General features: G+C 56.5%; 15 protein-coding genes. 13 read left to right on the plus strand and 2 right to left on the minus strand.

What is annotated here, in order from left to right; translation table 11 throughout:
* Nucleotide 1 precedes the first annotated feature (1 nt).
* Nucleotides 2-3,262: a carbamoyl-phosphate synthase large subunit gene (gene carB / locus B9Z43_RS02475; protein ID WP_108322551.1), complete on the plus strand. Its 3,261-nt coding sequence runs from the start codon at nt 2-4 to the stop codon at nt 3,260-3,262.
* Nucleotides 3,263-3,352: 90 nt separating this feature from the next.
* Nucleotides 3,353-3,829, plus strand: coding sequence for a transcription elongation factor GreA (greA, locus tag B9Z43_RS02480; protein WP_108322552.1), 477 nt, complete (start codon nt 3,353-3,355; stop codon nt 3,827-3,829).
* A gap of 84 nt (nt 3,830-3,913) precedes the next feature.
* Here the strand turns inward: greA and B9Z43_RS02485 are convergent, their stop codons facing one another.
* On the minus strand, nt 3,914-4,387 hold the full coding sequence (locus B9Z43_RS02485; protein ID WP_108322553.1) for a YhbY family RNA-binding protein: 474 nt from the start codon (nt 4,385-4,387) through the stop codon (nt 3,914-3,916).
* A 31-nt stretch (nt 4,388-4,418) separates the two neighbouring features.
* On the opposite strand from B9Z43_RS02485, the gene B9Z43_RS02490 reads away from it, so the two are divergent.
* The 4 genes from B9Z43_RS02490 to glmM all read left to right on the plus strand — a co-directional run bounded on the left by B9Z43_RS02490 (nt 4,419) and on the right by glmM (nt 9,446).
* The gene (locus tag B9Z43_RS02490) at nt 4,419-5,087 is read left to right on the plus strand and encodes an RlmE family RNA methyltransferase (RefSeq protein ID WP_108322554.1); all 669 of its coding nucleotides are present in this window, start codon (nt 4,419-4,421) and stop codon (nt 5,085-5,087) included.
* Between the two features lie 98 nt (nt 5,088-5,185).
* Entirely contained in the window at nt 5,186-7,102 is a 1,917-nt protein-coding gene (gene ftsH, locus B9Z43_RS02495) for an ATP-dependent zinc metalloprotease FtsH (protein ID WP_108322555.1), read from the plus strand.
* Between the two features lie 80 nt (nt 7,103-7,182).
* Entirely contained in the window at nt 7,183-8,028 is an 846-nt protein-coding gene (folP, locus tag B9Z43_RS02500; RefSeq protein ID WP_108323177.1) for a dihydropteroate synthase, read from the plus strand.
* 86 nt (nt 8,029-8,114) lie between these two features.
* Nucleotides 8,115-9,446 carry a phosphoglucosamine mutase gene (gene glmM / locus B9Z43_RS02505; protein ID WP_108322556.1) on the plus strand — a complete coding sequence of 444 codons (1,332 nt, stop codon included), beginning with the start codon at nt 8,115-8,117 and terminating at the stop codon, nt 9,444-9,446.
* Between the two features lie 37 nt (nt 9,447-9,483).
* Here glmM and B9Z43_RS02510 read toward each other — a convergent pair whose 3' ends face one another.
* Entirely contained in the window at nt 9,484-10,305 is an 822-nt protein-coding gene (locus B9Z43_RS02510) for a pyruvate, water dikinase regulatory protein (protein WP_108323179.1), read from the minus strand.
* 148 nt (nt 10,306-10,453) lie between these two features.
* Between B9Z43_RS02510 and ppsA the strand changes: the two genes are divergently transcribed.
* The 7 genes from ppsA (at nt 10,454) to dnaB (ending at nt 18,124) form a co-directional block, all read left to right on the plus strand.
* Entirely contained in the window at nt 10,454-12,844 is a 2,391-nt protein-coding gene (ppsA, locus tag B9Z43_RS02515) for a phosphoenolpyruvate synthase (RefSeq protein ID WP_108322557.1), read from the plus strand.
* Between the two features lie 19 nt (nt 12,845-12,863).
* Nucleotides 12,864-14,987: a VC_2705 family sodium/solute symporter gene (locus B9Z43_RS02520; protein WP_108322558.1), complete on the plus strand. Its 2,124-nt coding sequence runs from the start codon at nt 12,864-12,866 to the stop codon at nt 14,985-14,987.
* Between the two features lie 95 nt (nt 14,988-15,082).
* Nucleotides 15,083-15,448 carry a 30S ribosomal protein S6 gene (rpsF, locus tag B9Z43_RS02525; RefSeq protein ID WP_108322559.1) on the plus strand — a complete coding sequence of 122 codons (366 nt, stop codon included), beginning with the start codon at nt 15,083-15,085 and terminating at the stop codon, nt 15,446-15,448.
* A 17-nt stretch (nt 15,449-15,465) separates the two neighbouring features.
* A complete protein-coding gene (gene priB, locus B9Z43_RS02530; RefSeq protein ID WP_108322560.1) occupies nt 15,466-15,753 on the plus strand; it encodes a primosomal replication protein N in 288 nt (95 codons plus the stop codon).
* Between the two features lie 14 nt (nt 15,754-15,767).
* Nucleotides 15,768-16,049, plus strand: a complete 282-nt coding sequence (gene rpsR, locus B9Z43_RS02535) for a 30S ribosomal protein S18 (protein WP_019427495.1) — start codon at nt 15,768-15,770, stop codon at nt 16,047-16,049.
* An 11-nt stretch (nt 16,050-16,060) separates the two neighbouring features.
* Nucleotides 16,061-16,513 carry a 50S ribosomal protein L9 gene (gene rplI / locus B9Z43_RS02540; protein WP_108322561.1) on the plus strand — a complete coding sequence of 151 codons (453 nt, stop codon included), beginning with the start codon at nt 16,061-16,063 and terminating at the stop codon, nt 16,511-16,513.
* 186 nt (nt 16,514-16,699) lie between these two features.
* Nucleotides 16,700-18,124: a replicative DNA helicase gene (dnaB, locus tag B9Z43_RS02545; RefSeq protein WP_108322562.1), complete on the plus strand. Its 1,425-nt coding sequence runs from the start codon at nt 16,700-16,702 to the stop codon at nt 18,122-18,124.
* The last annotated feature ends 15 nt before the right edge of the window (nt 18,125-18,139 follow it).

Below are 18,139 nucleotides of genomic sequence, written 5' to 3' on the forward strand. Positions count from 1 at the left end.
CATGCCAAAGCGCACCGACCTCAAAAGCATCCTCATCATTGGCGCAGGCCCGATCATCATTGGTCAGGCTTGCGAGTTCGACTACTCTGGCGTGCAGGCTTGCAAAGCTTTGCGTGAAGAGGGCTACAAAGTCATCTTGATCAACAGCAACCCAGCCACGATCATGACCGACCCGGCCACAGCCGATGTCACCTACATCGAGCCCATTACTTGGCAGACGGTTGAGAAGATCATTGCCAAAGAGCGCCCAGATGCCATCTTGCCCACCATGGGTGGCCAAACCGCACTGAACTGCGCTTTGGACTTGTGGCACAACGGCGTGCTCGAGAAGTACAAGGTTGAGCTGATCGGCGCGACGCCTGAAGCCATCGACAAAGCCGAAGACCGCCTGAAGTTCAAAGATGCCATGACCAAGATTGGTCTGGGTTCCGCGCGCTCGGGCATCGCCCACAGTATGGAAGAAGCTTGGGATGTGCAAAAGACCTTGGGTTTCCCAACAGTCATCCGCCCCAGCTTCACGCTGGGTGGTACGGGTGGCGGCATCGCCTACAACCCTGAAGAATTCGAAATCATTTGCAAGCGCGGCTTGGAAGCCTCGCCCACCACCGAGCTGTTGATTGAAGAGTCTTTGCTCGGCTGGAAAGAGTACGAGATGGAAGTGGTGCGCGACAAGGCGGACAACTGCATCATCATTTGCTCGATTGAAAACCTGGACCCCATGGGCGTGCACACGGGTGACTCGATCACCGTGGCCCCTGCACAAACCTTGACCGACAAGGAATACCAAATTTTGCGCAACGCCTCTTTGGCTGTGTTGCGTGAAATCGGGGTGGACACGGGTGGCTCGAACGTGCAGTTCTCGATCAACCCCAAAGACGGCCGTATGGTTGTCATTGAGATGAACCCACGCGTGTCGCGTTCATCGGCATTGGCTTCCAAAGCCACGGGTTTCCCGATTGCAAAAGTCGCGGCCAAGCTGGCTGTGGGATACACGCTCGACGAGTTGCGCAACGAAATCACAGGTGGTGCCACCCCCGCGTCGTTCGAGCCTTCGATCGACTACGTGGTCACGAAGATCCCACGTTTTGCGTTCGAAAAATTCCCGACGGCCGACAGCCGCCTGACCACCCAAATGAAATCGGTGGGCGAGGTGATGGCCATGGGCCGGACCTTCCAGGAGTCCTTCCAGAAAGCCCTGCGCGGCCTAGAAGTCGGCGTGGATGGCATGAACGAAAAAACCCAAGACCGCGAAGTGCTCGAAAAAGAACTGGGTGAGCCTGGTCCTGAGCGCATCTGGTACGTGGGCGATGCATTTGCCATGGGTTTGAGCGTGGACGAGGTGTTTGCCTTGACCAAGATCGACCCTTGGTTTTTGGTGCAGATCGAAGAGATCGTCAAGATCGAACTGGAATTGGAAACCACGACGCTCGAAGCCATCACGGTAGACGAGTTGCGTGCGCTCAAGAAGAAAGGCTTCTCGGATCGCCGCTTGGCCAAGTTGCTCAAGACCACCGAGCATGTGGTGCGTTCCCGTCGCCATGCCTTGAACATTCGTCCCGTCTACAAACGTGTGGACACCTGCGCGGCCGAGTTCTCCACCGACACCGCCTACATGTACTCGTGCTACGAAGGCAACGGCGACGGTGAGTGCGAAGCCGAACCCACGACCAACAAGAAAATCATGGTCTTGGGTGGTGGTCCGAACCGCATTGGTCAAGGCATTGAGTTCGACTACTGCTGTGTGCACGCCGCTTTGGCCATGCGCGAAGACGGTTACGAAACCATCATGGTCAACTGCAACCCCGAGACCGTGTCGACCGATTACGACACCTCGGACCGTTTGTACTTTGAACCCGTCACCTTGGAAGACGTGCTTGAAATCGTCGACAAGGAAAAGCCAACTGGCGTGATCGTGCAATACGGCGGTCAAACGCCTTTGAAATTGGCGCTGGATTTGGAAGCCGCTGGCGTGCCCATCATTGGCACCAGCCCCGACATGATCGACGCGGCCGAAGACCGCGAGCGTTTCCAGAAATTGCTGCAAGACCTCGGTCTGCGCCAGCCGCCTAACGCCACGGCCCGCACCGAGCCAGAAGCCTTGGAAAAAGCCGCCGCCTTGGGTTACCCCTTGGTGGTGCGCCCCAGCTACGTGCTGGGTGGTCGCGCCATGGAAATCGTGCATGAGCAACGTGACCTCGAGCGCTACATGCGTGAAGCGGTCAAAGTCTCGCACGACTCGCCCGTGCTGCTGGACCGTTTCCTGAACGACGCGATCGAGTGCGATGTGGACTGCCTGCGCGACCCCGAAGGCAAGACCTTTATCGGTGGCGTGATGGAGCACATCGAACAAGCGGGCGTGCACAGCGGTGACTCGGCTTGCTCTTTGCCGCCTTACTCTTTGTCGTCTGCCACGGTGGATGAGCTCAAGCGCCAATCAGCGGCCATGGCCGGTGCTTTGAACGTGGTCGGTTTGATGAACGTTCAGTTCGCGATTCAAAACATCGATGGCAAAGATGTCATCTATGTGCTGGAAGTGAATCCCCGCGCTTCCCGCACCGTGCCTTACGTGTCTAAAGCCACTGGTATCCAGTTGGCCAAAGTGGCTGCACGCTGCATGGCGGGCCAAACTCTGGCATCGCAAGGCATCACCAAAGAAGTCACGCCCCCTTATTTCAGCGTGAAAGAAGCGGTGTTCCCGTTCGTGAAGTTCCCAGGCGTGGACACCATTCTCGGCCCAGAGATGAAGTCGACCGGAGAAGTCATGGGCGTGGGCAAGACCTTTGGTGAAGCTTTTGTGAAGAGCCAAATGGGTGCAGGCACCAAGTTGCCGCGTCCTTCCAAAGCCGACGGCACGCCTTCGGGCAAGGTGTTCATTTCGGTCAAAAACAACGACAAGCCTCGCGCCATTGAAGTGGCTCGCCAATTGGTGGCCCAAGGCTTTGAATTGATCGCGACCAAAGGCACGGCGGTGGCGATCAATGCCGCTGGCGTGGCCTGTGCCACAGTGAACAAGGTGACCGAAGGTCGCCCGCACATTGTGGACATGATCAAGAACAACGAAGTGGTGCTGGTCATCAACACGGTGGAAGAGCGCCGCAATGCGATCGCCGACTCACGCCATATCCGCACCTCGGCTTTGCTTAACCGCGTCACCACCTTCACAACCATCGCAGGCGCGGAAGCGGCTGTTGAAGGCATGAAGTACATGGACCAGCTGGACGTGATTTCTGTTCAGGAAATGCACGCTCAATTGACGGCTTGATGCCCAAGCCCTGCAAAACATCGCAGGGCATAATGGCAAATACCACCGCCGAGAGATAACTCTCGGCGGTTTGCTTTTGGAGAACCCCTTATGTCGACCATCCCAATCACCAAACGCGGCGCCGAGAAGCTCAAAGAGGAGCTGCACCGCTTGAAAACCTCGGACCGTCCTGCTGTGATTCAGGCGATTGCTGAGGCACGTGCGCAAGGTGACTTGAGCGAAAACGCCGAATACGATGCTGCTAAAGACCGGCAAGGTTTCATTGAAGGTCGAATTCAAGAAATCGAAGGGAAGCTGTCGGCTGCACAGATCATTGATCCTGCGACAGTGGATGCTGGTGGCCGTGTGGTTTTTGGCACAACCGTAGAGCTGGAAGACGAAAGTACGGGCGATGCCGTGACCTACCAGATCGTCGGTGAGGACGAGGCCGATTTGAAACTTGGGCTGATCAACATCAGCAGCCCAATTGCCCGCGCCTTGATTGGCAAAGAAGAGGGTGATGTGGCAGAAGTGCAGGCCCCAGGTGGTGTGCGCCGTTACGAAATCGTTGGTGTTTCCTACATCTGATTGCCATGAAAAAAGCCTGATTCTCCGTAGGCAGAATCAGGCTTGAGGGTTTCAGGCAAGCCTGGTGGCTTGTCTGCAGTTCAATCAGTCCAGGCGGCCTTTTTTGACCGACTTTTGCTTGGGCTTGGCGCGTTTGATCTGTCCGCCAGCGGTCAGGCGCTGGTTGCCCAAAACGCGCAGGGTTTTGACTTCCGGACGTTGGCCTCCGCGCTTGCTGTATTTCAGGATTTTGAAGTCACGTGGACCCGCTTTACGATCTTCGTCAAATTCCTTGGCTTTTTCGGCTTGTGGTCGCCACAGGATCAGCAGTTTGCCGATGTGTTGGATGGGGGCCGCATTGAGTTGATCTGCCAACTGTATGAACATGGCTTCGCGGGCAGCGCGATCGTCGCCCAGAACCCGGATCTTGATCAGGCCATGGGCATTGAGCGCCGCTTCGGTTTCCTTGATCACGGCGGCCGACAGGCCATCGCCGCCGATCATGACGACGGGATCAAGGTGGTGTGCATCTGCGCGGTAAACCTTACGCTCTGCTGGAGTGAGTTGAATTTGAGGCATAGCGCTATTATCCTCGCAAGGACGGACAGGAATGAAAGTAAAAACACAAAGTAAAAAGGTCAATAAAGCTTGGTTAAATGACCATGTCAACGATCCGTATGTGAAGTTGGCCCATAAAGAGGGCTATCGGGCGCGTGCCGCTTACAAACTCAAAGAGATCGATGAGACCATGGGCTTGATCCGTCCGGGGCATCTGGTTGTGGATCTCGGTTCTGCCCCGGGGGCTTGGAGTCAGTACCTGCGACGTCGCATGTCGCCCGATGGCGCTGCAGTTGGCGAGCTCAATGGCACGATTGTGGCGCTGGATCTACTGCCGATGGACCCGATTGAAGGCGTGCAGTTCATTCAAGGAGATTTTCGAGAGGAAGAGGTTCTGGCGCAGCTGGAGACGGCCATGGCTGGTCGCCATGCCGATGTGGTTGTATCCGACATGGCCCCTAATTTGTCGGGTATCGATTCCACCGATGCAGCCCGCATCGCTCATTTGATTGAATTGGCTTTGGACTTTTCACAAAACCACCTCAAGCCTCAAGGGGCGCTGGTGGTCAAACTCTTCCATGGCAGTGGCTACAGCCAGTTGGTCAAGCTGTTCAAAGCCACTTTCAAAGTGGTCAAACCGATCAAGCCCAAATCATCTCGTGACAAGTCATCTGAGACTTTTTTAGTTGGTGTCGGCCTGATCTCACCTCGGGCAGAGTAATTCCCGTGTTTTACAGGGTCAAAACACCGTCTGGCGCAAGGAAACGTCAGTGCACAGGCCTAAAATGACAACAGTACTTTTTTTAATTGGAGCCTCGCTTGAATAACCCCTGGTTTTCCAAGATTGCCGTTTGGATGGTGATTGCCATGGTGCTGTTTACTGTGTTCAAACAGTTTGACGGCCGTGGCGTTGCGGGCGCGAATGCCGTCGGGTATTCGGACTTTCTAGAAGAAGTGCGCGGTAACCGCATCAAGACCGCGACCATTCAAGAAGGTCCTGGCGGGACAGAAATCCTTGCGACCACCAACGACGATCGACGCATCAAGACGACTGCCACCTACCTGGACCGTGGTCTTGTGGGTGACCTCATCAACAGCGGTGTCAAATTTGATGTCAAGCCTCGTGAAGAAGGCTCTTTGCTCATGAGCTTGCTCGTCAGCTGGGGTCCCATGTTGTTGCTGATCGGTGTCTGGGTGTATTTCATGCGCCAGATGCAAGGCGGCGGCAAAGGTGGTGCCTTCAGCTTTGGCAAGTCCAAGGCGCGCATGCTCGACGAAAACAACAACCAGGTCACGTTTGCGGATGTGGCTGGTTGCGACGAGGCCAAGGAGGAAGTCAAGGAGGTCGTGGACTTTCTGAAAGATCCCCAAAAGTTTCAAAAGCTCGGTGGTCGTATTCCCCGTGGTTTGTTGCTGGTTGGCCCGCCGGGTACAGGTAAAACCTTGCTGGCCAAGGGCATCGCCGGTGAAGCGAAGGTGCCTTTCTTCAGCATTTCGGGTTCCGATTTTGTGGAAATGTTCGTCGGTGTGGGTGCCGCCCGCGTCAGAGACATGTTCGAAAACGCCAAAAAGAATGCGCCTTGCATCATCTTCATTGATGAAATCGATGCGGTCGGTCGCCAGCGTGGTGCCGGTTTGGGCGGTGGCAACGATGAGCGTGAGCAAACCCTCAACCAGATGCTGGTCGAGATGGACGGTTTCGAGACCAACTTGGGTGTCATCGTGGTCGCTGCCACCAACCGCCCCGACATCCTGGATGCCGCTTTGCTGCGTCCAGGTCGTTTTGACCGTCAGGTGTACGTGACGCTGCCCGATATCCGCGGCCGTGAGCAGATTCTGAACGTGCACATGCGCAAGGTGCCGATTGGCCAGGACGTGAATGCCGGTGTGATCGCACGTGGCACCCCCGGGATGAGCGGCGCTGATTTGGCCAACCTGTGCAACGAAGCGGCCTTGATGGCAGCTCGACGTAACGCGCGTGTCGTCGAAATGCAGGATTTCGAAAAGGCCAAGGACAAAATCCTCATGGGCCCCGAGCGCAAGAGCATGGTGATGCCAGAGCATGAGCGGCGCAATACCGCCTACCACGAGGCGGGTCATGCCCTGATTGGCAATCTGCTGCCCAAGTGTGATCCGGTTCACAAGGTCACCATCATTCCTCGTGGGCGCGCCCTGGGTGTGACGATGAGTCTGCCTGAGCAAGACCGCTACAGCTATGACAAGGAGTTCATGCTGAACCAGATCAGCATGTTGTTCGGTGGCCGCATTGCCGAAGAAGTCTTCATGAACCAGATGACGACCGGCGCCAGCAATGACTTTGAGCGTGCCACATCAATTGCCCGTGACATGGTGATGCGCTACGGCATGACCGATGCGCTGGGCCCTATGGTCTATGCTGAAAACGAAGGGGAAGTGTTCCTGGGCCGTTCCGTGACCAAGACCACCAACATGAGCGAATCGACCATGCAAAAGGTGGATGCCGAAGTGCGCAGCATCATCGATGCGCAGTACAAACTGGCTCGCCGCTTGATTGAAGAGCACAGCGTGCAGATGCATGCCATGGCCAAGGCCTTGCTGGAGTGGGAAACCATCGACAAGGACCAGCTTGATGACATCATGGCCGGGCGCGAGCCGCTTCCGCCCAAGGACTGGACACCTCGCAACCCGCCTTCGGGTGGTGGTTCTGCGGGCGGTACACCAGCGGTTCAAGCAGAACCTGCCACCACAGCTGTTTGATTCACAACAAGCTGCATGCAAACGGGGCCTTGTGCCCCGTTTTGCATGGTGGGCAAGAAATCAAGGAGTTTTTCATGGACATGCGTTGGCAAACCACACGTTTTGATCTCGATTTGTCCCGCCCACAGGTGATGGGCATTGTGAATGCGACGCCAGATTCTTTTTCTGATGGTGGCCGTTACAAGGACACGCGGGCTGCACTGGAGCATGCCGAGCAATTGCTGAAAGACGGTGCCGCCATTCTGGACGTGGGCGGTGAGTCCACGCGGCCCGGTGCCGACGTGGTACCTGCCGAGCAAGAGTTGGCTCGTTTGACGCCTGTTTTGAAAGAGCTGGTTCGTTGGCAGGTGCCGATTTCTGTAGACACCTACAAGCCCGAGGTGATGCAAGCCGTGCTGGATTTGGGCGTGGACATTGTCAACGACATCTGGGCTTTGCGCCAACCAGGCGCCGAGGCCGTTGTAGCAGCGCATCCGACCTGCGGGGTGTGCTTGATGCACATGCATCGCGACCCCCAAACCATGCAATTGCACACAATGGACGGCAATGTGATGGAGGTTGTCATAGCGTTCTTGGCGCAGCGATTGCAGAGCCTTCAGGCATTGGGCGTGGCTGCGCAGCGCGTGGTTCTGGATCCCGGCATTGGTTTTGGTAAAACGGTGGCGCAAAATTTCCGTTTGCTCGCGCGTCAGGCCGATCTGCAGCGTCTGGGGCGGCCGGTTTTGGCGGGGTGGTCGCGCAAGTCCTCCTTGGGGGCGGTGCTCGTGCAAGAGAGCCAGGCCCCGGAACCTTCACAACGTCAAACAGCCAGCGTGGCTGCCGCTTTGCTGGCGGTAGAGCGGGGCGCTGCTGTGGTCCGTGTGCACGACGTGAAAGACACGGTGGATGCACTCAAAGTCTGGCGTGCCATGCAAGAAAATGCTTGATGGTGTGCAGTGGCGAACATTGACGCTTTAAGTATGCTTGTCGGACATAAAATCGACGATTGATTACAAATTTCAGGACTGTTGACATGGCTCGGCAATATTTCGGCACAGATGGCATTCGCGGCACGGTAGGGCAAAAGCCCATCACCCCAGACTTCATTTTGCGGCTGGCGCATGCGGTGGGGCGGGTGCTGAAGTCTCAAGAAGCGCACCCGACCGTGTTGATTGGCAAGGACACACGCATTTCGGGCTATATGCTCGAGAGTGCGCTGGAGTCCGGTTTCAATTCTGCGGGTGTGGATGTGGTTTTACTGGGCCCCGTTCCTACGCCTGCCGTCGCCTATTTGACACGTGCCCAAAGGGCATCCTTGGGTGTGGTCATCAGCGCCAGTCATAACCCGTTTGCTGACAACGGCATCAAGTTTTTCAGCGCCCAGGGCACCAAGTTGTCCGACGCTTGGGAAGAGGCTGTTGAAGCCGCATTGTTGGAAGAGCCGGTGTGGGTGGATTCGGCCGCATTGGGCAAAACACGTCGTTTGGACGACGCGGCTGGCCGATACATCGAGTTTTGCAAGAGTACTTTCTCCAACGATCTGACCCTCAAGGGTTTGAAGATCGTGGTCGATGCCGCACACGGCGCCGCCTACCAAATCGCCCCCAAGGTGTTTCACGAACTGGGCGCTGAGGTCATTTCAATGGGATGTTCTCCTGACGGTCTGAACATCAACAAGGGTGTGGGGGCCACCCATCCCGAAGCCTTGGTTCAACTGGTCAAGGACCATCAGGCCGATTACGGTGTGGCCTTGGACGGTGATGCCGATCGATTGCAACTGGTGGATGCCTCGGGCCGCTTGTTCAATGGTGATGAGTTGTTGTATTTGATGGTGGCCGATCGCTTGGCACGCGATGAAGCCGTGCCGGGGGCCGTGGGCACCTTGATGACCAATATGGCGGTCGAAGTGGCTCTCAAAAAGAAGGGCGTTCAGTTCGTGCGGGCCAAGGTGGGTGATCGCTACGTGCTGGAGGTCTTGCACGACAAAGGCTGGTTGCTCGGCGGTGAAGGTTCGGGCCATTTGCTGGCCTTGGACAAGCACACCACAGGCGACGGCTTGGTCAGTGCACTGCAGGTCTTGCAGGCCTGTGTGGGCAGCGGCCAGACCATGGCGCAGTTGCTGCACGGTATTGATCTGTTTCCACAAACCTTGATCAATGTGCGCTTGCAGCCGGGCTTTGATTGGCAAGGCCACAAGCCTTTGTGGGATGCCACCAAGTCAGCGGAAACCGAGTTGGGTGACGCCGGGCGGGTGTTGATCCGGGCCAGTGGTACAGAGCCTTTGGTGCGCGTGATGGTGGAGGCTCGGGATCCTGTTCAGGCTCGCCAGTGGGCGGAGCGCATTGCCGCCACATTGGCCCAGTGATGGCTCCAGCCAGTCGTACCCGCCTGTAGCGGGCGACTCAATAAATGAGCCTTTCGGGGCGGATTTCCTGCAAGATGGTGGTGGCGATTTCTTCGATCGACTTGGTCGTGGTGGACAGCCAACGAATGCCTGATCGGCGCATCATGGCCTCGGCTTCTGAGACTTCCATGCGGCAGTTTTCAAGGCTCGCATAGCGTGAGTTGGGGCGGCGTTCTGAGCGAATTTCGGCCAGGCGTTCTGGTTGAATGCTCAGGCCAAAAATCTTTTTGCGGTGCGGCACCAGGGCAGGCGGCAGTTGCCGGCGCTCAAAGTCTTCCGGAATCAAGGGGTAGTTGGCAGCCTTCAGGCCATGCTGCATGGCCAGATAAAGGCTGGTGGGGGTTTTGCCGCTGCGGCTGACACCGACCAGGATCACTTCAGCCGACTCCAAATCCCGGTTCGATTGCCCGTCGTCATGGGCCAGCGAGAAGTTGATCGCTTCGATCCGGTCGTGGTATTCCTTGCTTTTGCTCACATCTGAAAACCGACCAACACGGTGGTGAGATTTGATGCCCAGTTCGTTTTCCAAAGGGTTCACAAAAGTGCCAAACATGTCCAAGAGCATGCCTTGGCAATGTTCCTGGAGTACTTTGAGCACATCCATGTTGACCAAGGTCGTGAACACAATGGGTTTATTGCCTTCGGCTTCTGCCGTGTGGTTGATCTGGCGTACCGCCTGATGCGCTTTGTCGATCGTATCGGTGAAGGGCAGACGAACATGCCTTGTTTTCATGTCGAACTGGGCCAGGATGGCATTTCCAAAAGTTTCAGCAGTGATGCCGGTGCCGTCGGAGACAAAAAAAACGGTGCGTTTGGACATGTTGATCAGAAAATATTTCAAAGGGCAGGGGCGGACAAGCCCCTAAAATGAAATGATTATCCATGGCCCTCAGGTTTGCGGTTCCATCCAAAGAACAACATTACCCTGCCTGACACATGGAGCCCAGTTTTTAACTTTGGAGCTTCTCATGTCTGTTTTGTTTGATGCGGCCGCTTTGGTCGTCCCGTTTGAAAAGTTACGCATGACCGATGTGGAGTCGGTTGGGGGCAAAAACGCCAGTCTGGGGGAGATGATTTCCCAGCTGCCTTCGGGTGTCCGCGTGCCCACCGGTTTTGCAACCACCGCCCATGCTTTCCGTGAATTCCTGAAGTTCGATGGCTTGACGGACCGCATCAATGCGCGCTTGGATGCGCTGGACACCGAAGATGTCCGCGCCTTGGCCGCAGTCGGTGCCGAGATCCGTGCCATGGTGGAGGCGCAGCCTTTTCCCGCGGACCTGGAAAAAGCCATCCGTGAAGAATTCATCCGTCTGCAAGGCGGCAATGCGCAAGCCTCTTTCGCCGTCCGCTCTTCCGCCACAGCCGAAGACTTGCCGGATGCTTCTTTTGCCGGTCAGCAAGAAACATTCCTCAATGTGGTGGGCATCGAAGATGTGCTGCACAAGATGAAAGAGGTGTTTGCCTCCTTGTACAACGACCGAGCCATCAGCTACCGTGTGCACAAAGGCTTTGCTCACGCCGATGTGGCCTTGTCGGCGGGTGTGCAGCGCATGGTGCGTTCTGATCTGGGCGCCGCCGGTGTGATGTTCACCATCGACACCGAGTCTGGTTTTGAAGAGGTGGTTTTCATCACGTCCAGCTATGGCTTGGGTGAAACCGTGGTGCAAGGTGCGGTGAACCCCGACGAGTTTTATGTGCACAAGCCCATGCTGGCTGCTGGTAACCGCGCCGTCATTCGCCGCAATCTGGGCTCCAAATTGATCGAGATGGTTTTTGCCAGTCCCGAAGAAAAAGCCGCTTCGGGCAAGTTGGTCAAAACCGTTGATGTGCCTGCTGAATTGCGCAACCGTTACAGCCTGACCGATGCCGAAATCGAGCAATTGGCCAAATATGCGCTGGTCATTGAGCAGCACTATGGCCGTCCGATGGACATCGAGTGGGGCAAGGACGGGACGGATGGCCAGCTGTACATCTTGCAGGCACGTCCCGAGACCGTGAAGAGCCAAGCCAAGGGCACGCCAGAACTGCGTTACAAGCTCAAGGGCAAGAGCACTGTGCTGGCCGAAGGCCGTGCCATTGGTCAGAAGATCGGTACGGGCCCCGTGCGCTTGGTGCACAACATCAGCGAGATGGACAAGGTTCAGCCCGGTGACGTGCTGGTGACCGACATGACCGACCCTAACTGGGAACCCGTGATGAAGCGCGCCAGCGCCATCGTCACCAACCGAGGCGGGCGCACCTGCCACGCCGCCATCATCGCGCGCGAGTTGGGCATTCCCGCTGTGGTGGGCTGCGGCAACGCCACTGAGCAATTGAGCGAAGGCACCTTGGTCACCGTCAGCTGTGCAGAGGGCGATACCGGTCACATTTACGATGGCCTGCTGGAAACCGAAATCAGCGAGATCCAGCGCGGCGTGCTGCCCGAGATCAAAACCAAGATCATGATGAACGTGGGCAACCCTCAGCTGGCATTTGATTTTGCGCAGCTGCCCAATGCAGGTGTGGGCTTGGCCCGCCTGGAGTTCATCATCAACAACAACATCGGTGTGCACCCCAAGGCGATCCTGGACTATCCGGCCATCGATGCGGATTTGAAGAAAGCAGTGGAGTCTGTGGCCCGGGGTCACGCCTCGCCACGTGCTTTTTATGTCGACAAAGTGGCAGAAGGTGTGGCCAGCATTGCGGCTGCGTTCTGGCCCAAGCCGGTGATCGTGCGCTTGTCGGATTTCAAGAGCAACGAGTACCGCAAGCTGATCGGTGGCAGCCGTTACGAGCCTGAAGAAGAAAACCCGATGTTGGGTTTCCGGGGCGCTGCGCGTTACATCAGCGAAGATTTTGGCGAGGCCTTTGCCATGGAGTGCGAAGCCCTCAAGCGGGTGCGCGGTGAAATGGGGTTGACCAATGTGCAGGTCATGGTGCCTTTTGTCCGTACTTTGGGTCAGGCAGAGAAGGTCACCAAGCTGTTGGCCAGCCAAGGTTTGCGCCGTGGCGAGAACGGTCTGAAGGTCATCATGATGTGCGAGGTGCCCAGCAACGCCATTCTGGCCGAGCGCTTCCTTGAATTCTTTGATGGTTTCTCGATCGGCTCCAACGATTTGACCCAGCTCACGCTGGGCCTGGATCGGGACTCTGGCATGGAATTGCTGGCGGTGGACTTTGATGAGCGTGATCCTGCCGTGACGGCCTTGATCGAGCAAGCCATCAAAGCTTGTTTGGCGCAGGGCAAATACATCGGCATTTGCGGTCAGGGTCCCAGCGATCATCCTGACTTTGCGCACTGGTTGATGGACCGTGGCATCAGTTCGATTTCGCTGAACCCTGATACGGTCATCGAGACTTGGACGTCGTTGGGTTCTTAAACCCTTCTCAGGGCATGCGATGAGCAAGTTGGCGCAAGCAGATATCACCACAGCTTACCGTTGGCGAATTCATCGCAATGTCCTCATTTACATCGTCATCTTGCTCAGTTTGATGGGGGCGATGGCTTGGGCTGAGCAATGGGGCCTGTCACGCAACCTGATCGGCCCCATTTTTTTGTTCAGCACGGTGATGATTTACGCCCTGATCGGCATATCGGGGCGAACTTCCGATCAGGATGAATACTATGTGGCCGGGCGACGCATTCCGGCCATGTACAACGGCATGGCCACCGCTGCTGATTGGATGAGCGCCGCCTCTTTCATCAGCTTGGCCGGTGCGCTTTACTTGCAAGGGTTTTCGGGCAGTGGTCAGCAGCCCGGTGGTTTGGCCTATGTGATGGGCTGGACGGGAGGCTTTTGCCTGGTGGCCTTTTTGATCGCGCCGCAATTGCGTGCCATGCAGCTGTATACATTGCCTGACTATTTCGACCGCCGTTTTGGTGGGCGCTGGCCCCGCATCATTGCGGCCCTGGCCTCGGTGCTTTGTTCGTTTACCTATGTGGTCGCGCAAATTTATGGCATTGGCCTGATTGCATCGCGCTTGACGGGTGTTCAGTTCGAGATCGGCATTTTGCTTGGACTGGGCGGGGTGTTGTTGTGCTCATTCTTGGGTGGCATGCGTGCCATCACTTGGACTCAGGTGGCGCAATACATCATGCTCCTTCTGGCTTTTCTGATCCCCGTGTCCTGGTTGTCTTACCAACAATTGGGTTCACCTGTGGCGCCGCTGGCCTATGGAGCGCAGCTTTCTCGCATTGAAGCCATTGAGAAAAGGCTGATCCATGATCCGGCTGAAATCGAAGTTCGTGAGGAGTATGCACGCCGAGCCCGCGTGTTTGAGGCCCGATTGGTCGACGTAGACCGTGCCATGGTCGACCTTCGCCAATCACTGGAAGATGAGATCCGTGAATTGAAATCACAGGGGGCCGACTTTGCGTCGATCGCCAAAGCGCGCCGAGAATTGTTGGCGGTGCCCAAAGATCCCGCTGCAGCCAAAGAGCAGTGGACCAAGGCCATGCTGGACAACCAAGAGCGGTCATTGCCGCTCGGGGGCATGCCGCCGCATGCCCAGGCTTTTCAGGGGCAACCAGACGGCAATCCCCAGCAGGTCAAGCAATTCAACGAGTCCAGGTTGAATTTCATGGCCTTGATTTTCTGCTTGATGGTGGGGACTGCAGGTTTGCCGCATTTGCTGACCCGCTTTTACACCTTGCCATCGGTGGCTGAAACCCGTTCTTCGGTGGCGTGGTCTTTGTTTTTCATTGGTTTGCTGTACCTGAGCGTGCCGGCATTGGCCGTGCTGGTGAAGTTCGAAGTGCTGAACAACTTGGTGGGCAGCAGCTTTGAGGATTTGCCCAGCTGGATAGCGCAATGGGCTCGCGTGGATTCAGGCTTGCTGGAAATCTCGGACGTCAATGGCGATCGGGTTTTGCAATTGGGTGAGCTCAAGCTCGGTGCGGACATGATCATGCTGGCGACCCCCGAATTGGGCGGGATGCCGTTTGTTGTTTCGGGTTTGGTGGCAGCCGGGGGCTTGGCCGCAGCCCTGTCCACGGCAGATGGTCTGTTGCTGACCATCAGCAATGCATTGGTGCACGACATTGGGCCGGGCAGGGCGCGCAAGCCCAAATCGGCGGAAGGGCGTGTGATCCTGTCTAAATTCGCCTTGCTGGCGGTGGCCATGCTTGCGGCGGTGGTGGCCGCTTTCAAGCCAGCCCAAATTCTGGCGTTGGTTTCTGCCTCGTTTTCTTTGGCTGCAGCAGCGTTCTTCCCGGGCATGGTGCTGGGCATGGTCTGGCAACGCGTACACCGCAAAGCCGTTGTGGCTGGCATGTTGTCTGGTCTGGCCGTGACCGTTTATTACCTCGTCTCGAACGCCCAAGGCTTGCGACATGCGCTCGGCTTGGACCCTCTTGGAGGTTTGTGGTTCGGCATTCAGCCTTTGTCTGCGGGGGTTTTTGGTGTTCCCGTCGGATTTGCGGCCATGATTTTGGCCACCTGGCTCTTGTCTCCTCCAACGGGGTCCCATGTCCCATCAGCGCAGGATGCTGCCCCTTCGCTTGGACGCTATCCGGGACTGTGAATTTGACGCTATAATCTGAGGCTTCGCCTTGCTGCACCCCGACAGACGCTGGGGGCAGCTTTTCCAACCTTTTGGGTTAACCGCAAGGAGTCTCAATGCGTCATTACGAAATCATTTTGCTGATCCATCCCGATCAGTCCGAACAAGTTCCAGCCATGCTGGAGCGTTACAAAGGCATGATCACTGCCGGCGGTGGCAATATCCACCGTGTTGAAGACTGGGGCCGCCGTCAGTTGGCATACCAGATCAACAAGCTGGGCAAAGCCCACTACCTGTGCGTGAACATCGAAGCCGACCAGGCCGTGATGGCTGAACTGGAACACGCGTTCAAGTTCAACGATGCCGTTTTGCGTCACCTGACTGTGCAAAAGAAAAAGGCCGACACCGCTCCTTCGTCCATGATGAAGACTGTTGAGCGCGAAGAAGCCCGCAAGTCACAACAAGCCGAATTCGCCGCTTGACACGTGCCTGTTGAGGAGTGAACCGTACCGAACTGACCGCCTGTATTGCCGAGCAAGCCGCTTTGCGATACACACCTGCCGGTTTGCCTGCTCTGGATGTGATCCTCGAGCACGCCTCTGAAGTTCAAGAGGCTGGGCAAAACCGAAAAGTCCAGTTGAAAATTCGCGCTTTGGCCATCGGGTCCATTGCCGAAAGACTGGTCAAGCAAGCGGTGGGCAGTGTCTGGACGTTCAAAGGCTTTTTGGCCACCCCTCGACAAGGCAAAAGTGTCGTGTTGCACATTCAAGAGTTTCAGCAAGATTAATTTCAGGAGGCCCCATGGCCACGTTCAAAAAATTCAACAAAGACAAGCGCCCAAAGCGCAACACCCAGTCGCTGCTGTTCAAGCGCAAGCGTTTTTGCCGCTTCACAGTGACCGGCGTCGAAGAAATCGACTACAAAGATGTGGACACATTGCGTGACTTCATCGCCGAAAACGGCAAGATCATTCCTGCTCGTTTGACTGGCACCCGCGCCATCTTCCAGCGTCAGCTCAACACCGCCATCAAGCGTGCACGCTTCTTGGCCATGTTGCCCTACACCGACCAGCACAAAGTCTAAGGAGAACAACCATGCAAATCATTCTGCTCGAAAAGGTTGTGAACCTGGGTAATCTGGGTGAGATCGTCAAAGTCAAGGACGGTTACGCACGTAACTTCCTGATCCCCCAAGGCCGCGCACGCCGTGCCACTGAAGCCAACAAGGCCGAGTTCGAAGCTCGCCGTGCTGAGCTCGAAAAAGCTGCTGCCGCCAAGTTGGCCGAAGCCCAAGCCCAAGGCGAAAAGCTCGCTGGCCTGGTGGTCAAGTTGACTCAAAAAGCCGGTGTGGATGGCCGTTTGTTTGGTTCCGTGACCAACCACGACATCGCCGAGGAATTGAACAAACAAGGTTACGCCTTGGTCAAGTCCCAAATCCGCATGCCTCACGGTCCCATCAAGGTCGTGAGCGATTCCACTGTGTCCGTGGCTTTGCACACCGACGTGGTGGTGGATGTCACTGTGACGGTTTACGGCGAAACAGCCTGATCGTCCGGTTCATCCCGGCAAGAGCCGCCAGCGAAAGCTTGGCGGCTTTTTTATTGCACTGTGGTCTTTGGTAGTCATATGCCAGTTTTCCCTCATTGATCACCGGATTCCCCGTGCTTATCCACAGACTTATCCCGTGACGGGCTGGCTGGGCCCGAGTACCATGATCTTTTAAGTTGTGTCCTGATGTCTGCTGTATTTTCAAACCACCTGAACGAATTCCCTGCCGATCTGTCAGCCGACAGCCAAGTGGCCAAATTGCGGGTGCCACCGCACTCGATCGAGGCTGAATCCAGTGTCTTGGGCGGGCTTTTGCTCGACAACGGGGCCTGGGACCGCGTGGGTGATTTGCTGGTCGACAACGACTTTTATCGGCATGAACACAAGCTGATTTACAGCGCCATTGGCGGCTTGATCAATGCCTCAAAGCCCGCTGATGTGATCACAGTCAGCGAGTATTTGCAAAACCAGGGCAAATCCGAAGAAATGGGTGGCTTGACCTACCTGAACTCTTTGGCGCAATACGTGCCCAGTGCCAGCAACATTCGCCGCTACGCCGAGATCGTTCGTGAACGCTCCATTTTGCGCAAGCTGGTGACGGCCAGTGATGAAATTTCGACCAACGCCTTCAACCCGCAGGGCAAGGCGATTGACCGCATCCTGGACGAAGCTGAACAAAAGATTTTCAACATCGGCGAGGAGGGCTCGCGGATGAAGCAGGGTTTCCAGTCGATGGATACCCTGGTGGTGGAGTTGCTGGACCGCGTTCAGGAGATGGCCGACAACCCCAATGACATCACTGGCGTGCCCACAGGGTTTTACGACCTGGACCGCATGACCTCGGGCCTGCAGCCTGGCGACATGGTGGTGTTGGCGGCGCGTCCTTCGATGGGTAAAACCGCTTTTGCGATCAACATTGCGGAGCACGTGGCGCTGAATGAAGGCTTGCCTGTTGCTGTGTTCTCCATGGAAATGGGCGCCTCCCAGTTGGCCGTTCGTGTGGTCGGATCGATTGGCCGTGTCGACCAGGGTCATTTGCGAACCGGTAAATTGACCGACGAAGAATGGCCGCGCCTGACGGAAGCCATTGAGAAACTGCGCACGGTGTCCTTGCACATCGATGAAACGCCGGGCCTGACCCCTTCGGAGTTGCGTGCCAACGCCCGCCGCCTGGCGCGCCAGTGCGGCAAGTTGGGTCTCATCGTGGTGGACTATTTGCAGCTCATGAGTGGCTCGGGGAGCTCTGGCGGTGATAACCGCGCCACCGAACTGGGCGAGATTTCACGTGGCCTGAAAATGCTGGCCAAAGAGCTGCAGTGTCCGGTCATTGCGCTGTCTCAGCTCAACCGAAGCGTGGAACAGCGCACCGACAAGCGCCCCATGATGAGTGACTTGCGGGAGTCGGGCGCGATCGAGCAGGATGCCGACATCATCATGTTCATCTACCGCGACGATTACTACAACAAGGATTCCAAAGATCCTGGTGTGGCAGAAATCATCATTGGCAAACAACGAAACGGTCCCACCGGGACCGTTCGTTTGGCTTTCCTGAAGAATCTGACCCGCTTTGAAAGCTTGGCCTCGGGAGGCTTGGGCAGCGACGATTACTGATCGTCGCCGCTGAGC

The organism is Limnohabitans sp. MMS-10A-192, from assembly GCF_003063335.1.
Classification (GTDB): domain Bacteria; phylum Pseudomonadota; class Gammaproteobacteria; order Burkholderiales; family Burkholderiaceae_C; genus Limnohabitans_A.

Bases quoted from the DNA above. Each gene is read 5' to 3' on its own strand.
- carB (WP_108322551.1), top strand. From the start codon at position 2: ATGCCAAAGCGCACCGACCTCAAAAGCATCCTCATCATTGGCGCAGGC.
- greA (WP_108322552.1), top strand. From the start codon at position 3,353: ATGTCGACCATCCCAATCACCAAACGCGGCGCCGAGAAGCTCAAAGAG.
- B9Z43_RS02485 (WP_108322553.1), bottom strand. From the start codon at position 4,387: ATGCCTCAAATTCAACTCACTCCAGCAGAGCGTAAGGTTTACCGCGCA.
- B9Z43_RS02490 (WP_108322554.1), top strand. From the start codon at position 4,419: ATGAAAGTAAAAACACAAAGTAAAAAGGTCAATAAAGCTTGGTTAAAT.
- folP (WP_108323177.1), top strand. From the start codon at position 7,183: ATGCGTTGGCAAACCACACGTTTTGATCTCGATTTGTCCCGCCCACAG.
- glmM (WP_108322556.1), top strand. From the start codon at position 8,115: ATGGCTCGGCAATATTTCGGCACAGATGGCATTCGCGGCACGGTAGGG.
- B9Z43_RS02510 (WP_108323179.1), bottom strand. From the start codon at position 10,305: ATGTCCAAACGCACCGTTTTTTTTGTCTCCGACGGCACCGGCATCACT.
- ppsA (WP_108322557.1), top strand. From the start codon at position 10,454: ATGTCTGTTTTGTTTGATGCGGCCGCTTTGGTCGTCCCGTTTGAAAAG.
- B9Z43_RS02520 (WP_108322558.1), top strand. From the start codon at position 12,864: ATGAGCAAGTTGGCGCAAGCAGATATCACCACAGCTTACCGTTGGCGA.
- rpsF (WP_108322559.1), top strand. From the start codon at position 15,083: ATGCGTCATTACGAAATCATTTTGCTGATCCATCCCGATCAGTCCGAA.
- rpsR (WP_019427495.1), top strand. From the start codon at position 15,768: ATGGCCACGTTCAAAAAATTCAACAAAGACAAGCGCCCAAAGCGCAAC.
- rplI (WP_108322561.1), top strand. From the start codon at position 16,061: ATGCAAATCATTCTGCTCGAAAAGGTTGTGAACCTGGGTAATCTGGGT.
- dnaB (WP_108322562.1), top strand. From the start codon at position 16,700: ATGTCTGCTGTATTTTCAAACCACCTGAACGAATTCCCTGCCGATCTG.